At 57.7% G+C, this 15,991-nt stretch carries 12 protein-coding genes; 6 read left to right on the forward strand and 6 right to left on the reverse strand.

Annotated elements, in window-relative coordinates:
• Positions 1-145: 145 nt before the first annotated feature.
• From N2603_RS40050 to N2603_RS45140, 6 genes are all read left to right on the forward strand, one after another.
• Positions 146-490, forward strand: a complete 345-nt coding sequence (locus N2603_RS40050; protein ID WP_260386517.1) for a hypothetical protein — start codon at positions 146-148, stop codon at positions 488-490.
• A 1,090-nt stretch (positions 491-1,580) separates the two neighbouring features.
• Complete coding sequence (locus N2603_RS40055; protein WP_260386518.1) at positions 1,581-1,742, forward strand: hypothetical protein; 162 nt, start codon at positions 1,581-1,583, stop codon at positions 1,740-1,742.
• A gap of 76 nt (positions 1,743-1,818) precedes the next feature.
• Complete coding sequence (locus tag N2603_RS40060; RefSeq protein WP_260386519.1) at positions 1,819-2,376, forward strand: lasso peptide biosynthesis B2 protein; 558 nt, start codon at positions 1,819-1,821, stop codon at positions 2,374-2,376.
• A gap of 20 nt (positions 2,377-2,396) precedes the next feature.
• The gene (locus tag N2603_RS40065; protein ID WP_260386520.1) at positions 2,397-4,028 is read left to right on the forward strand and encodes an asparagine synthase-related protein; all 1,632 of its coding nucleotides are present in this window, start codon (positions 2,397-2,399) and stop codon (positions 4,026-4,028) included.
• Between the two features lie 21 nt (positions 4,029-4,049).
• Positions 4,050-4,691 carry a hypothetical protein gene (locus tag N2603_RS40070; RefSeq protein ID WP_260386521.1) on the forward strand — a complete coding sequence of 214 codons (642 nt, stop codon included), beginning with the start codon at positions 4,050-4,052 and terminating at the stop codon, positions 4,689-4,691.
• A 424-nt stretch (positions 4,692-5,115) separates the two neighbouring features.
• The gene (locus N2603_RS45140) at positions 5,116-5,625 is read left to right on the forward strand and encodes an ATP-binding cassette domain-containing protein (protein WP_425248956.1); all 510 of its coding nucleotides are present in this window, start codon (positions 5,116-5,118) and stop codon (positions 5,623-5,625) included.
• Here N2603_RS45140 and N2603_RS40075 read toward each other — a convergent pair.
• The 6 genes from N2603_RS40075 to N2603_RS40105 all read right to left on the reverse strand — a co-directional run bounded on the left by N2603_RS40075 (position 5,534) and on the right by N2603_RS40105 (position 15,787).
• On the reverse strand, positions 5,534-6,229 hold the full coding sequence (locus N2603_RS40075; RefSeq protein ID WP_260386522.1) for a GntR family transcriptional regulator: 696 nt from the start codon (positions 6,227-6,229) through the stop codon (positions 5,534-5,536). The two genes, N2603_RS45140 and N2603_RS40075, sit on opposite strands and share 92 nt — an antisense overlap.
• A gap of 1,552 nt (positions 6,230-7,781) precedes the next feature.
• On the reverse strand, positions 7,782-8,522 hold the full coding sequence (locus N2603_RS40080) for a glycoside hydrolase family 12 protein (protein ID WP_260386523.1): 741 nt from the start codon (positions 8,520-8,522) through the stop codon (positions 7,782-7,784).
• Between the two features lie 541 nt (positions 8,523-9,063).
• A complete protein-coding gene (locus tag N2603_RS40090) occupies positions 9,064-10,383 on the reverse strand; it encodes an MFS transporter (protein ID WP_260386524.1) in 1,320 nt (439 codons plus the stop codon).
• A gap of 1,592 nt (positions 10,384-11,975) precedes the next feature.
• A complete protein-coding gene (locus tag N2603_RS40095; RefSeq protein ID WP_197957882.1) occupies positions 11,976-12,182 on the reverse strand; it encodes a hypothetical protein in 207 nt (68 codons plus the stop codon).
• Positions 12,183-12,680: 498 nt separating this feature from the next.
• Positions 12,681-14,888 carry a hypothetical protein gene (locus N2603_RS40100; protein WP_260386525.1) on the reverse strand — a complete coding sequence of 736 codons (2,208 nt, stop codon included), beginning with the start codon at positions 14,886-14,888 and terminating at the stop codon, positions 12,681-12,683.
• Positions 14,889-15,445: 557 nt separating this feature from the next.
• A complete protein-coding gene (locus tag N2603_RS40105; RefSeq protein WP_260386526.1) occupies positions 15,446-15,787 on the reverse strand; it encodes a hypothetical protein in 342 nt (113 codons plus the stop codon).
• Positions 15,788-15,991 lie beyond the last annotated feature (204 nt).

A 15,991-nucleotide genomic window follows, 5' to 3' on the forward strand; every position in this document is an offset into this window, starting at 1 on the left:
TTTGGGATGCGCCGACGACGGATGCCCGCCTGAAGAAGCGTATTGTGCGCCCCTCATCTATGAGGTCGTTTCCGATATCGACGACGCAGCCTCGGAGATCGTTCTCGTGGTCCTTTGGGTGGGGGGCGCCCACAGCGACTTGCGCTTGCCGAAGCGCCGGCGCGGACAGCGCAACAGCACCTCTGCCGATATCGTCCAAGCCGTGCGTCAACTGGTGTTGATCGCTAGCGACGATCTGATTGCCGGCCTCCTCAATCGCAACGGCCTCAAGTCCGGTAACGGCAATCGCTGGACCCGCGAGCGCGTCACATCAATGCGCTCGAACTACCACATCCCGGTGTTCAAGGCCGGCGAGATCGAATCCATCCATCCTCTGCCAGATGGTCCTTGGATCCTCGCCCGCACCTGGCTGATAACAATTGCTGCTCAATCTATCGCCGAACGAGCGCGACAGAACCCAAAATATCCCGCGGGATCGCATCCCGCTTAACAAAACCTCTTCTCTTCAATCACATAGCCAGATGGGTGTTCTGATGCGTTCGCCGAATGTTGGCGCCCCAAGGGGCTAGGCGACAGCGGATTGAGTTTGCAGTCTGGCGACTTCTATTCCATCGGTGAATTTAGATGGTGAGAGTTTCGGCAACTTTTTGTGGCCATTGACACGAGGCCAGCTTTTCTCGGCGACCTGCCGAGCTTGAAGATCATAGTGAGCGCCATCTTGTTCGACGAGACATTCCTTGGCGCGCATCGTGTGGTGGCGCACGGTCGCGAACGCGCTCACGTTGACATGGACGGGCTTGAAACAACCACAACTGCACGATTCCACGCGCGTCGTTGCAGTCGGGTCTTCACCGGCATAGCAGCTGAAAGCGCTGCCTTACCTGCCGGGCAAACTAACGGCCGGAAGCCCCGGTCCCATTAATTCGCGTCAGCCATTCTGAAGTCGGTCCTCCTTCCAGGCCCACCCGCTCAACTTGACTGGTCCAAGGCTCAAGGTGCCCACAATCGAAGGCGCAGAACAACCTTCCCGGTCCCGTCGAATATCGCAAGAAATTAATGGAAACATCCAGGCCGACGTAGATCATGGTTTTTCCCTTTCAAATGAACGGGTTCATGATCGCCAGGCAAAAGGGGCTACTCGGCGCATAGGCCAGGCGATCAGGACCGAATACCCCATCTGTTTTGAACCGCGGTTGCGCTTTCATTTTCTGGTCATTGTTGTAGGCCCGAGCGAACTTCAACCTGGATTTAACCTTAGGGTGCGGGAAGACCTGGGGTAAACGCCATTGGAATTTGTAAAACGCGAGTGTTGATGAAACCTGGCGATGAAACCTTCCCCTCTGACTAATCCTGGAAGACTCGGCGTACGTATGATCATAGGTGATTGATTCATCGTCCCTTCGGCCGCTGGCGGCAAACGCGCCGCCTAATTGCCTCGTCGCCCAAATCCCGCATTCTCCGCAACGTCAAACTATTTTTCGAATCGATCGACATCATACTCAAAAAATAAAAGCCCTATTTTATATCACGCTGCTAACTTCCGCGCGCTGGCGATATGCCGGTCACTCTGGAGAAAGTGGATGAATACAACCGCTATGAATGAAACCGCTATCAATGACACCGCCATCAATGACACGGTGCAGGACCTCGGGGACGCCACCGAGCTCACAAAAGGCTTTGGGGGCTCGTGGCGCGCAGAACACACGACCGGCGATTATTATTTCGTGGATGGGTGCGATTGACGCGGACCGTCTTGATGGGATGGGCTTGGGCCCATCCCATCAGTTTGAGGCGGTGGGTGGGCAAGGGATCGCTGCTGTGAGCGACATATTTCATGCGTGGTCTAACGGGCGTTGGATCAGCCTCGACCTGCGATCCAATCGTTACAGCATGGCGAGCACATCTGCAGCTTGTCCGGAGGAGCGTGAACGGCTAACCGAGACGACGGCAAAGTTGCGCGATTGCCTGAGTTCACCGCCAGCCTTTCTACCACCCCTCCATCTGGTGTGGCACTACGCGCGTGCGGCTCATGCTGCTCGCTTCATTCGCAGCCAGACCATCGCTCGTCAACTCGACTTTTTATGCGCCTCGCGTCGGGGTACGGCACCGGTCTCAATGGGAGTCGAAGAAATCCATTACTACGCCAGCGTCTTCCAACATCTGCGCAACCTTCGGTTCCGCCGCCCGCGCTGTCTTGAGGATTCCGTAGGGGGCTACCTGTTTTTCTATCCCTACATCGCATCGCTCGAGCTCCTCGTGGGTGTGAAGCAGCCACCTTTCAGAGCCCACGCCTGGCTGCAATCTGGCGATCTTATTTTGAACGACGCGAAGCGTGCTGTGGAGGACTACAGCGTCATCCTGAGATTCGAGAAATGAGACTCAATGTAGACGGTCTCTTGGATTCAGCGAAGGAGCTTGCCACCATCATTGTAAACGGCCGCGTAGAAATCACGGTGCTCAACGATATTGTTGAGACCGAGACCGGCATGCCGACTGAATTGGAACCAACACAATTCAAAGGCACGTCTCTGCCGGAGATTGTCGCCATGTTGCAGGAGCGGTACGCTGGCGATGCGGCTTTCATTGTTCGCACGCCAAGTGGCATCGCGATCGTACGCCCCCCTTTCTCGGAACTCTCCATCTTCTACCAGGTCAGAAATGATGAGATTGAGTGCTGGGCGGGACTGAGGCTGCCAGATGCCGCCTTGGCGCAACGCCACGCCTTCAACTTTGGCTATTTGACTGGCCTAATATGCAACGCGTCCTGGTTGACCCCGGAAACAGGGTTGTGTGGGATTTTTGAGCTACTGAGTGGCGCGGCGCTCATCGTCTCAAGTGGGACTTTTCGGCAAGTCGATCTTCTGGCGGACGCCGTAGCCAGGCTCAACACATCGGCGGTCTCTTTCAAGGATGACGTGGCCAGTTTTCGCCAATTGATCTCAGCGAGCGTCGCTCACAAAACGCGCCGCTATGGCGGTGCTTTCAGTATTGAATGTTCGGGGGGCCTTGATTCGTCGGTAGTGGCGCTGGCTGCGGCCGACCTTCATCGAGGCAAGCCCCTTTCCCTCCTGAACAGCTACTCAGAGACGGACGTCAATGGTGACGAACGCTTCTTTTTTGCCGCGCTAGCCGAGCAGGTGGGCGGCGCGCCAACCTATGTCGAAACGAATGCTCGCTCGTCGATGACCCACCTATCGTCAGAATTGCTGGCTCCAACGCCGCGACCTTGTAAGCTAGCGGCCACGATCCCCACAACGGCTCAACTTCACGAGGCTGCGCAGGCCGCAGGATCGCGCCTGGTGCTCACAGGAGATGGAGGCGATCAACTATTTCTCAGAATGCGCCGCTTGACGATGGCCAGAGAGCTGCTTGCCGAATCCCGATCGCCACAAGAGGCATTGCGCGAGCTCGCCGGCCTTGCGATTCAGGCTCGAGCGTCTGTCTGGCGTGTTCTTCGCGAGGTGATCACCGGTCGGAGCGGCCGGGACTTACGCCGGCATATGCTCGGTGATCATCGGCCAGAGTCGCCTGTCGCGTCAGTGCGGCCGGATTTCGGTGCAGAGCTCGTACCAGGCGCCAGGTCCCTGCGCCACCTGCCGACGACGCGACTGTTTCAGTTCTTCGGCATGCGTCATGCAGAGCTCAATCGCATCGCGCTACGAGACATTGCGGTAGAAGAGCGAAAGGCGTTTGTGTTCTGGCCGCTCATCAAGGCAGGTCTCGTCGCGGCTCGTCGACATCATCACTCAAATGGAATTGATCGTGCACTTGAGCGGGAGGCCTTCCGGGAACACTTGCCCGACGTGATCTACTATCGGGTTGGCAAAGGTGCGGGGCGCGACATGCTAATACGGTACGAATATGGTGCCTTGGTGTCACGTCTCGAGCGTAGTGCATTGTATCGGCAAGGCTTGATCTCCCGCGATCTCCTCCGTTCAGCTATCGACAATTTGTCTTACGACTCAGCGTTTGCACTCGTTCGTCTCTGCGCTGTTGCCGATTGGATGGACCTTCATGAATTCGGGTAAGCCGCTCTTGCCCTCGCTCCAATGGGACATCATCAAGGCGAGCCTGCAATCTTCCCGCCATCTCGTCGCGGGCTTCTTGCTCACGACCATTGCAGCGTCTGCCAGCGCGGTCGCCGGGCCGCTCCTGCTCTCACGGGCCGTCGCCCGGCTGGCCAGCGCGCCGCCGCTTCTTACGCTCAGCTTGTTGTTGCTGTTGCCTTTACGGCCGCGCTTGCTCGGTGCTTGCAGGAGGTCACGGCGGTTCTGTCGAACAGGCTGGAACAGGATGTTCGTAATCTCTCCAGCAAGAAGATCATGGACGCTCTGGTGAGTGCCGAGGGATCGCTGTTTGTTCAAAACAATCCGAGCAAGATTTCGGTAATCGTAGAGAGTTGGCACCAGTCCAATAAGATCTACATCCAGCTCTATTTGATAGTGCTGATGGGCGGCGTCGCCGATGTTGCGTTCTCGTTCCTTGCCGTCTGTGGAGCAGAAAATTGGTTTGTGGAGCTGTTCGTTCTAGCCTACGGCGCCGTCGTCGTGTTGATAGCGTGGAAGAGCAATAGAGTTACAAAGGTGTATCAGGCTGAGGCGCAGGCATCGAGTAACGAGGGCTCGAACGTTTTAGGAAATGCAATCGAAAATATCATTTCGATCAGGGCGTTCCGCGCTCACGATAGCTGAGTTATATGCCGGACCGCCGCCACGCGCCGAGCTTGGCTCTCGTTCTATGGCGCCAGGTTGCGCTATGGCACTTTGCAAGCGACCCTCTTGTTCGTTCAGTATGCCTCGATCTTGGGGCTTTCGCCGTGGCTCTATGACCAGTCAGGCGAGATAGGTGGGCTCGTCATGGTGAGCATGATCCTCGTTCAACTGAACCGCCCCTTCGAGCTCATCGGCATGTCAATTCGGGACATCATCGTTGCGCGTGGCATGGCCCGGCCGCTGCAGGCGCTGCTTGATGCCCATGCCACAGCGGCACGACCCGCTATGCTCAAGCGTACTATGCCGATATCGGCCTCACCCACCATTTCCATCAGCGCGCTTTCGTTTGGTTATGAGCGAGTCGCCTCCTGGCAAATCGACGCTTATGCAACTCCTACTAAAAATGCATCAAGGCTACAGCGGCCTGGTACGCGTTGGCTCTCTGGACCTGGCCACGATCGATCCGGAAGATTACCTGGCGCACGTAGGCTACGTGCCCCAAGAGCCTATGATGATGAATCTGAGTATCCGCGAAAACGTTCTGCTGGGCCGCCCGTTTTCCGATGCGGACGTGTTCCGCGCCCTAGAATGTGTCCATCTGGCTGATAAGGTGACGTCCTTGCGGGACGGTTTGGACTACCGCGTCGGCGAGCGGGGTCAATTGCTAAGCGGCGGCGCGAGGCAGCGCCTTGCGATCGCCCGTGCACTCATCGCAAGGCCCCGGCTGTTGCTCCTCGACGAGGCCGGGTTGGACGAGCAGACCGAGCGCGGAATCTTCGACGAACTTCGGCAACTCGCGTCAGACACGACGATCATAGCAATCACGCACCGCCGGGGCGTGATAAGTCCACGTGACTACGTGCTAGATTTGTCGTGGTCGGCATCCGCGAGAGCCTCGCCTGTGCTCGCATAACTTCCGTGACCCGGCGTCTGAAAAAGTCCTGGATGGCACGGGCTGCGCCTTTGTGCTGTCCTTCGACCATCAACGCACTAATACTTTGGCTTTCGACAAGCAAATCGCTGTAGTACGTACGTATTCCCATTGCGCGTGAAAGGTAGACATAAACGACGTCCGCGACGTGATCCGCAATGTGGCGATGCTGTTTGACCAGCAACGCGCGCCGATAGCACTCGCCTACTTTCAAGAAGAGTTTGGCGGGATCCTCATTGCTTGCGTAAATGGGCTTAATTTCACTGCAGAAGCTTGCCGCCACTTCATCAATCAGCTTCGCCTTGGTGAAATCGTTGATGCTATCGACATACATTTGCGACAGCATATTGCAGAACAGGATGGCTTGATGTGGGTCGATCGGCCTGGCGTTGAACCCCTTGTGGTCGACATTTTGCACCACATCGCGCTCAGTCAACCGTATCAAAGCCTCTCGTACGGGCGAAATTCCGACGCGAAGCTCATCGGCAATGTCGCTAGGCTTCAAGGCTGTGCCGGGTAGCCAATGGCCAAGTAATAAACGCTCGCGCAAGGCCTGGAAGACTGGATGCTGTGCCTCAAAAGCCATGATTACTCGCCCGTTCAAGCGTCCTGACTGAGGAGGCCAAGGGAGCCTCACCTGTTGGCATAGCTCATGCCGGACGGCATGCGCGGTCCGGTCCGCGGCGAAATGGCTGCTAGGATAGACCGCCATGGCAGGCCGTCCGCCAGGGCCACGAAGCTCTGCCGCCGAGTACGAGGTGGGTATGTCCAAAGCGGAATAGGCGGTCGGAACGGGTAGAGGCGATGATCGAGCGGCATTTCTGCGATTGTGCAACTCGCCCAAGAAGCCGCGTCGCTGCCACTGGTGCCGACGTCGGCGCCAACATGCAGGTTTCGCTGTTCACGATGTTGCGTCCGCACTCGCGGTCCGCCGTCTAAAATCACGAAAGATTCGCCGGTCATCATGGCTCCCATTTCGTTCATCAAAATGTTAATCGTTTGTTGGATCGGTGGCGAGCTCCAGCTCCGCTCGTCGACAAGAGCATCGCTTGGCACGCTGGATTTCACCGCTTGTGAGATCGAAGCTAGCCCGCCTTAAATGCGATCGCTCATGACCGCGTTTGAAGGCGCAGCCGCGTTCGTAACGAGATCAGCATCGGCGATTCGTAAGCCGCCACTTGCGCAATGGCGTGTTGGTGCTCCCAGGTGCATCCAACGGGGGAACGGGCTTGCATCGGGTGAACAACACCGCCACCATCGCTAATGAAGAGCCGTTGAGGCCGTTCAAACCGCCCTGCTTTTTCGCTGACCCCAGAAGTCCTGCGGCGTGAGTCTAAGGGTGAAACATTCGCAATCCTTGTCGCTCGTTGGATAGCCTTGGCGTGGTCGGGGGCCGTCCCCACCCATCTGAGATACAACTTGACGCTACGTGCGATTCAAGGGATCTGAGGCCGTCAAACTGGACCATTTTTGGCTAGAGTTTTCGCCGCCGAATCCTCTCAGCTGGGAGGAGCGACAGACGATGAAGGCCTCAAAATTTCCGACACCTAGAAGGCGTTGCTTCTCAAGCGAGGAAACAAAGCTGCCAACACCCTCGGCTGCATCGATATGCGGGCGCCCTGACCTGGCACGCAGAGACACAGAAAGCTATGGCCGAGCAATCGACAAATTTGCCGAAGGTGCCGCCAGTTCAGATGGATCGCGAGACGGAGGAACTGACAAGCAAGATCGCGGAACGCGCGAGAGAGGCACGCCATCAAGCTGCACCCTTACCAGAAGGTCCAGTTCGCGACCACTACTTGAAGAACTTAAGCAGTGCGACACAGATTCCCGATACGACCGTTGCGCAGCGCCGAGGAAGACGCGACCAGCGCGTTCTTGAAGGCGCCTCCGGATATCGCTTCCCGGCCAGGCCCAGATCGCCGTAGGCTCCCCCCTTCCTCCACGGAGCAATTTCAACGTAGAGCTCAATGTAGGCAACCCGACGCACGAACTGCTCGATCGAACCGCGGCAGTGGGTTTGTGCTAAGGGCCGCAACACTGAGCCGCTTCGGAAACGCATTGCGTCACGCTGTCGAAGCGGCGAACTACGTGGCGCACGGAGATTACCGCGCTCGGGTTCTATGGCCACAAAGCATTCACTTCGAGGTCACAGCCCAATGGTTGACGTCGAAGTTCAGGCCGCCTGGGGCTGAGGTTATCTCAACACCATATTGGACGCTGCCGACGACTATATCGCCGAAATACTCTTTCGACTTTATCCATTGCAGGATACTCTTGATGTCCACGGTCGCTGTGTTGGCCTTGGACGTGCGCAGGAACGAGATGACCTTGTGGTTGTTCCAGCCTTCAAACACATTCCAAGTCGTCCCTCCCACGTCGACGCCTGTGTAGACTGGAATCGCGGCTCCCCCCGTGGGGGTGTACTTGTAAGAAATGGGCTTGACATCGCCGCTTCCATCGGGATTCCCGGTGTAATTGGTCCAGAGCATTATCTCATAGGCATTCGAGCGGTCCCAAATGTCGTACGCGAAGTTCCAACGGCCGCGAGCCGGGACGCTCTGATCGAAGCTTGAAGTCAGGGTCTTGATCGCGCTCAGCGGTTTACCAACATTGAACGTCTCGTGGGGATAGCTCTTGATGCCGCCGCTATCAGGATGGTTCGACCACACACTCCATCGATCGACCGCGTGTACAGAGATCGTCTGAGGGCCAGCACCTTCGCCATATACGTCGTTATTCCAGGAATAGCCATCAAGCGAATAGGTGCCGTATCGATCACTCGAACTCCAGATCGGCGCTTTCGCGGATGCCGGGAATGGCGCAATCATGGCCACAAAGGGCAGCGCAAGAAGGTTTCGCTTCGACAACTCAGACATTCTAAATCTCCAACTGAGATCTGCCCGTCAGCGACGCAGAAGCAAGCAAGAGTGGTGCCAGTGTTCGCGTGCCTCGCGACGGCTTCAAAACGCAGATCAAGCTATCAATGAGACGTGATCGTGCTGCACGAAAGCAAGTCGGCCCGTAATCCGCACGCTCCGTGGGTGGGCGATCTGCTTGCTGAAGGAGACCGGCGCCATTCGTGATTCCGAAAAGCACGGCTGGATGCAGGATCGCGCCGATCCATATGCGCGCGAGCGCGCCTTCGATCTAACCCGATTCGTACCCCGCAGAGATTCTCGCCGAGGAGGCTCTCGCCGAGCTGCGTGACGGTTTGGCTTCGGTCGGCGACACCTGCCCCGATTGCTCCGAAAATTAGACCGCCCTACCGAGCCTGCCACGACGGAGTGGATTAGACGCTGGAACCCGCGTTCGCTCTTGTTGACGGGCGAGTTAGCTTTATTTCGATCCCGGCGCGCCGAGCCAAACCTGAGTTCGCGGCGGCGCCCGCGCCCTTTAAACACGTCGCTATCACGGGCTTCACTTGTTCGCAACGCTCTGAAGTTTCGGCGGTGCGGTTTCGGGCATCATAAGCATGGCACAGAGCCCGGCTGCGCTAGCGGCAAGCATGTACCAGGCCGGAGCCAGCGCGTTCCCGGTTACGTGGATCAGCCAGGCGACGACGAGTTGAGCCGTGCCGCCGAAGATCGCTATCGCAAAAGCGTAAATCGTCGCGAACGCGCTGCCGCGAATGTTCTTGGGCAAACCTTCGGTCATACTCACATAGAAGGCACTATACGGAATCGTTCCGATCAGGGTGAGGGCGCCGAGGCCTCCAAGAAGTGCGAGTGCACTGCGGCTCTCTGCAATCCACGAGAAGACCGGATAGGTCATCAGCAACGCAGTGATCTGCGGCCATATCATGGTGTGACGGCGTCCGGCCCGGTCCGCGAGCCAACCCCCCAGCAGTGCGGCAGCAATTCCTACCGTATTGCTGACGAGCGGGGTCGCAAAAGCGAGAGGCGCGGAAACTTGCAGGGTGCTCAGCGCATAGGTGGTCATATATCCCGTGACGTAGGTGATAATCGTGCAACTGGCCAAGATGACGAATCCCAGGCTCATGATGCGGCGAGCGGCAGGCGATCTCCTTACAGGCTGGTCGACGGAAGGTGGGACTTCGGGGCGGTGCAAGGTTTCGGGCAAGGCGCTCCGCAACCAAAGTCCGAAGGGCAGCGTACCGGCACCGAGCAAAAACGCGATCCGCCATCCGTACGTATTGAGAGCCTCGCTTGTCATGGTGAGGGAGAGTATTTCTCCAACCAACGCTCCGGCCGTCGCAGCTATCTGTTGGCTCGCAGGCTGAAACGAGACAGCAAGACCGCGGGCTTGCGCCGGGGCCGCTTCCATCAAGTAGGCAGTAGTCGGACCGACTTCACCCCCGAGAGCGAAGCCCTGGAGCAAACGTGCAAAAATGGCCAATGACGGAGCTGCAATTCCTATTGTCTCATACGAAGGCGTAACAGCCAACACAAGTATCGCCGCGCTCATCATGGCAAAGCTGGCCGTCATCGCGGGCCGGCGCCCGATTCGATCCGAGTACGAGCCGAGCACGATGGCCCCGATCGGTCTGGTCACAAAACCCGCGCCAAACGTCGCGAGCGACAGCATAAGGCTGGCGAAAGGGTCCCGCGCCGGGAAGAACGCCTGACCGATCTGGATCGCGAAAAAGCTATACGTTCCGAAATCGTAGAATTCTAGGATATTGCCGATCGTTGCGCCCAACACGGCGCGGCTTGTCAAGCGTTCGTCTGCCGGAACGAGGACCGGCTCCAGTTTTTCTTGAGTGAATTGCCTGACCATGCTCGCCCCTGTCTCGAGTACGATCCCGGGCGCGAACATTTCGACCAGGTAGCTCGCGCACATTGCGTTACACTTTCCGCACACGTCTCTACCTTGATGGATCTGGCAAGCCACCAGTGCGCGAGTCCACCTGTAGCTGTACGTATCACGACGAAGCTCATGATAACGTGTGCAATAAGGATGCCTACCTCTTGGGGCCCCATTCAACCCTTGAACTGATCGCGCTCCTTGCCAGCAAAGAGAAATGAGAGAACCCGCTGCAGTTGTCGGGCGGACGCAGACACTGCGCTGCTGTGCAGTGGCGAGTTTGTGACAAAATTGGCGGGCGCCGAACAGGTGGCGCCCGCTCTGATCTGGCGATCGCGGTGAAAAAGCGATCGGCGACGACTCCAGCCGGGACATGGTCCGCTCGTCGGCTGGGTCATGGGACGGCGCTGGACGATGTAATCACGGGTCCCTTCCAGCTATATCGCGGCCGCCTCACACCGTTGGCACCAATGTAGATCGGCCTGAGAGACGGGGAACAGTTGTCTTGATGAAGCATTCGCTTGCACGAAGTCCTGTGTCCAACCGCGCCTTCTTGTTGAATTTGCGTTGGCTCGCAAACTGTTCGTTTCCTCCTGAAGAATGGTCCGCTATAGCTGGGTAGCTTTTCGCCATTCGCTGTCAGCTTTGTTCACTGCTTTGAGTCGGTCTGCGATGTAGCGGGAGATATCACCGATCACAGCGTGCAAGTCAGATTACGAAATACCATCCCCCTTCGCTCGATATTGCGCCAGGTGAGTTCAGCCACATCCTGGGATGCGCCAGGCGTTCGATCTGCTCGACCGCGTGAACGCATTCTAAGCCAAATCGATAAACTCGCGAGCCTTGCTCACCGGATTCCCCCAAACCGCCTCGGCAGCTTTAGCTCCTAAGTAAAGAGAGCAAGTAAGCACCCTTTTTAAGCGCCATCCCGGCCCTCTCGCCTACAGGCGAGCGTCAGCGGATAACTTCATCATCCGGATTTCGCGTGGTTCACCCCGCGCGCGTACTCTTTCGTCAGTCAGCCATCAGATCGTGGCGCGCGGTCCATCGGACGATAGTCCTAAGACCTGAAATCGAAACGGCGTGAAGGGCCCATTACAAAAGACGGGTTTGGAGCCATCGGCTGCAAGAGCAGCATGGTACGCGCCGCACAAGAAGGCGTTCCAGATCGATGGTAACAGCGCCAGCTTCAATAGAACTCACAGATACCAACTTCAGCAATTCTCATCGTTAGCTGTAAAACCGAATATCCATTGCCGGGCCACCTGTCTTTTGTAGACTGAATTATGAGCCCGGCAACAGCGGCTTTGGCGCTGATTGCCTTCCCGGTGCTCTTCGCAACCGAGTTAGCCAATTATATTGGGCAAGATCTGCGTCAGCAGTGCTCGCCTGACTAGTCTCACCTCGATGTGTGGCCCTGCTCGCGAATTGTCACCTAAGAGAACACCGAAAATGGCCCGCCTTGCATCGTCTGCAGGGCGCGAAGAGGACGCGACCGCTGTCTCCACGAGCGGTCGGTGTAGGAGGCCTCTATCCTCATTCTGTTCTTGGTCTGCTTTCCGTTGTCAGGGCTTCACGCACGCGGGGTCGGTCAAGCAAAAGAAGAGATCGCAGATACCATCCAACGGGTCCTCCTCGCATTCAGGATATGATGTATCGGCTACCTGTACCTTGGCTTCGACCGGTTGCGCGGCAACTTCAGCGACAAAAGTCGGTACCGCCGCCGTCGCAAGCGCGACGACACTCGCAGCTACAAACAGCAATTTTTTCATTCGAGAGTCCTTCTTGTATAGGCCCAGCCGTCCTCTGAGATCTATATGACGACCCCGCGATGGTAAAATTGATTTTCGTGATTGGTTCTATCTACGGAATGAATAAGTTTGAACATCTCCGCGGGCTTGATTGAGCCGAAGAACAAGCGAAGCCGTTTGTGGTCCGCCCTCTCTCCGACTCAATGTCGTCCGCGCATTTCCCGGAGCACTCGCATACTGCGCATTGTACCCCGGACTTCGCTTGCGCGCGGGGACGCAGTGAATTGCACGGGTTTGAGAACGAAGTGCGCTCCCAAGGCCCCTGCGGCACACTCCGGACGAGATGGACAAGCGAGTTATTGATGTAAGGACTACGGCGGCTTTGTTCGGCTGAGCTCTAGGCCAAGCCGCAAGGCTTCGACCGCCCCGAGCACGTGGTGACACTGCGGGACCGGGAGGGTAGCGGCTTTGCGGACTATCTCGCCCGACTGAACCTCACACTGCCGCAAGACGACCAGCTCACTGGATTCCCAGTCGAGCCATCTGCTCCGCATCGGGAAGGAGGGGCCACGGGTAACGACCGTCCGCGGTACTCAACAAGGACCTACAGAACGCAGGGGTGAGCTTGCCGCGGTGGATCACGACATTCTCGTGCCCCTCGGCGGCTCGAGCGCTCTGCCAGTGCTGATTGTAGCCGCGCTGTTCGTCGGACTTTACGTGGCAAGCGGCGAATTCGCGATCGCCCAGCATGGCCAATTGCCAGGCATGTACCGGCCGCTTGGTATGGATGTGCACCCACATCGGCCTCGGCGTCGCACCACTGCTCAACGCCATGGGCTGCAGCTTGATTTCGAACAGCGTCCCTGGCTCTCCCTTCAAGGCGTGAGGTGGATCCACTGACGCCAGTTCCCCTGCTTCCCGTAGCTGTACAAGGTATTTTTGCGATGGAAACGCATAGGTCTTCAGGCAATCGCTCGCGATTGCTGCCTTGCGGTCATTCAATGAGTTTTCCTGTCCCTGAACCTCGGACCGCATCCTTTGGAGCCGGACTATCTTTTTGTGCACTTCGGGCACCTGCGCAGCCGTGAGCAGGCCCTCTCGTCGAGGCTCCTTCAGCGCCTTTACACAGGCCTTAATCTCGGAGGACTGCGTCTGCAAACGCTTGATCACGCGATCCAAGACATATTCGGCGTCCTCGGGCTTCATCTGCCGCACTTGCGAGGCGGCCCTTTGCTGAGCCGGCAGATCGAACTGCAGCAGCTCGTCCAATCGCTCAAGTAGTCCCGGCAGTGCTTTCCTAGCGGGCGGAGCCTGCCACATCTCGAGGTGATCGGTCGCAGAGGATGAGGCGGCTGCCTCCTCCGCCGTGGCGAGTTTCTTTGTACCGAGATCCGAGAGCACAATGACCTTGCCCGTCGCGGGCCTGGCGGCATCGGGCCTGACGAGTTGCGGCGGGGTTGGGCTGGCGGTCGAACTCCCCTCGCCCGCGGCTTCTGCGCGCCTTGCTTTGCCCTTTCTGCGCACTGGAGTGCCTTCACCCAGCAGGGCAGTGTTTTCAGGTAGCGCAGCCCAAGCCGGCGGCTCAATCGTCATTTCCGTCTTGGGCTGCAATGCCAGTAGCCGCATGACGTCGTTCGCGGTCACCCACGCACCGTCCACGATCTCGCCCAGCAACTGCAACGGAAGGTCAGGTTCCGTTCCAGCCTCCCTCAGGGGGGCAAGCATGCTGCTCAGTTGGGATGCAAATTCCGAAAGGCGTTCCATGACTCCTTCCAGAACGGCGCAGTGCTCGGCGTCGAGCACCGCTCCTCCGCGAACGGCGTCGCCCGTCGAAATAAATGCCGGAAAAACATCTCCAACAAAGGTCCCGAGCAGACGCACCCTCCCGCCCTCGTCCATGAGGGCGGCTCGCACGTGTGGTGCTAACGTGCTCGCTCGCGACTCAACCAAGAGCCGCGCGAGAGCGATCCGCGATTGCAGATACATGCACTTGGTATTGAGCCCCCAGCCCGTATTGAGCCTGAGTTGGGCCTCTTCGGCCTTGCGCATCTCGGGCGTGCTGCTTGGCAAGTGGGCACTAGCCGCACAGACTGACTGCATCCGCTCGAAGCGCAGCGCCTTCTTTCCCCACCACTCCATGCAGGCAGCATACTGGTTCGCGACGCCCGCAACGACGCGACTCAGCTGGTCGGGCGGAGCGGCGTCTTGGACATTGTAGAGCAGGGCTTCTGCTTGCTTTCTCCTGTTCTCAAGTGAATAAAGGATCGGGGTGGCCACTTTGTTACATTGGTTACCCGCATCCAGCGTGTCATCGCGGAGCCGGCGAACTTGATCGTCGGGCAGGATACGACGCGCCAAGTTGGCAGGCAGATTCGCGTAATACTCCAGAGCTGTTGAGCCTGCTTCGACCACTCGATCGATCAGCCCTTGCGCCTGTTGCGAGTTGCAGGGTTGCATGGCCGCTGCACGGCAAGTTTCAAACTTCTCAAGCAGGCTGTCCATATCTCGCTTTGCTGTCTTGATCTCGTTGCGCGTTGGCGCCGTCACATCTGAAGCCGCGGTTTTGTCTTGACGCCCAGAGCGCATCCGCTCCACGACGGCATCGAAGGATCGACCGCGTTCCCCAGGGAACAGACCAGGCTCCAGGCTCGCACGGCTCAACTCCCCGGTTCTGTCCGCGCCCGCCGCCTCCACCTGTGATGGATCAGCTCGCCCAATACTTTTCATACTTCATCTCCGAATAGTCGAGAGTGCGCAGCCTGTCTGGATAGACCGCCTAGCTGACGACTAGCTGACCAAGAGCATTGATCCGGATGCCCGAGAAAGAAGATGTCGCCTTGAGTTCCACTTCCATCGCAGCTCCTCGTGTTGCTGAACAGCCGCATCAGTGCCGATCTGATCAGCTGAGACGTGGCCGGGGCCCGACTACCTGCCGGCGAGATAGTCCCGCCCCAATGTCGTGCCTGTGCACGCGATCTGGGCCAAGTCATTCCAAACGCTAGAGAGCAGCCACGAGAGCGCTCGCCTCCTGAATGGCGATTTTGGCCAAGCAGAAATGGCTAGCCTATGTCGATCGGCAGACCTGCGCTGGCAACACCGTCCTGCCATCGAGTAGACCGACTTCAATCGAATACCTTACCAAGTGACCAGCCATAGACGGTTATGGCGAGACGCCGGAACGCCATCAGCAACAACATTTTCCCGTCCGAACTGAGCAGAATCGACGTTACGCAGCCTTCAGCATCTCGCAAAGCCGGGCCGCGCCCAGGCCGGTTAAATCACCCTCATAGAAATATTGCAGCGAGCGCACCCATCGCACCGAACATCAGCCCTATCAGCGAACCGGCTGTCGGCACGTCTCTAAAGAGCAGAAGGGTGAGTATCGGTTCCACTACCAGAATAGCTCCCACCGATATCGCGACAATGATCCAGATATTCTTCAGATGCATGTAGCCCAGCGCGTATCCGAACACGAGGAGGATGCCGAACGATATGAGGAGAAACATCGGCAACAGCATTGCCAGATCACCGCCAGCCTTTCCAAATTGCCGTGAGGCAATCAGCTCGGCGAATATCGAAAGCGCTTCTCCAAGGAAAATCGCTGCCACCGCTACAATCTTCAACATCAAATTCATGTCCAGTCTACCCAAGGCAGCGCGGAGACGCGACATCGGAGTTACCGTGGCGGTTGGATTTTTGGCGTCAGGCCCTTTTGCAAGTCGTCCGCGCGCTACACCATCGCTCCTCACGAGCACTTCAAACATCTGACCAGTTGATATAGAACCCGACATGCAGCAATTGTTTCGCGCCGATCAAACCATCGCTGCTTG

The sequence above is a fragment of the Bradyrhizobium huanghuaihaiense genome (genome assembly GCF_025200885.1).
Classification (GTDB): domain Bacteria; phylum Pseudomonadota; class Alphaproteobacteria; order Rhizobiales; family Xanthobacteraceae; genus Bradyrhizobium; species Bradyrhizobium huanghuaihaiense.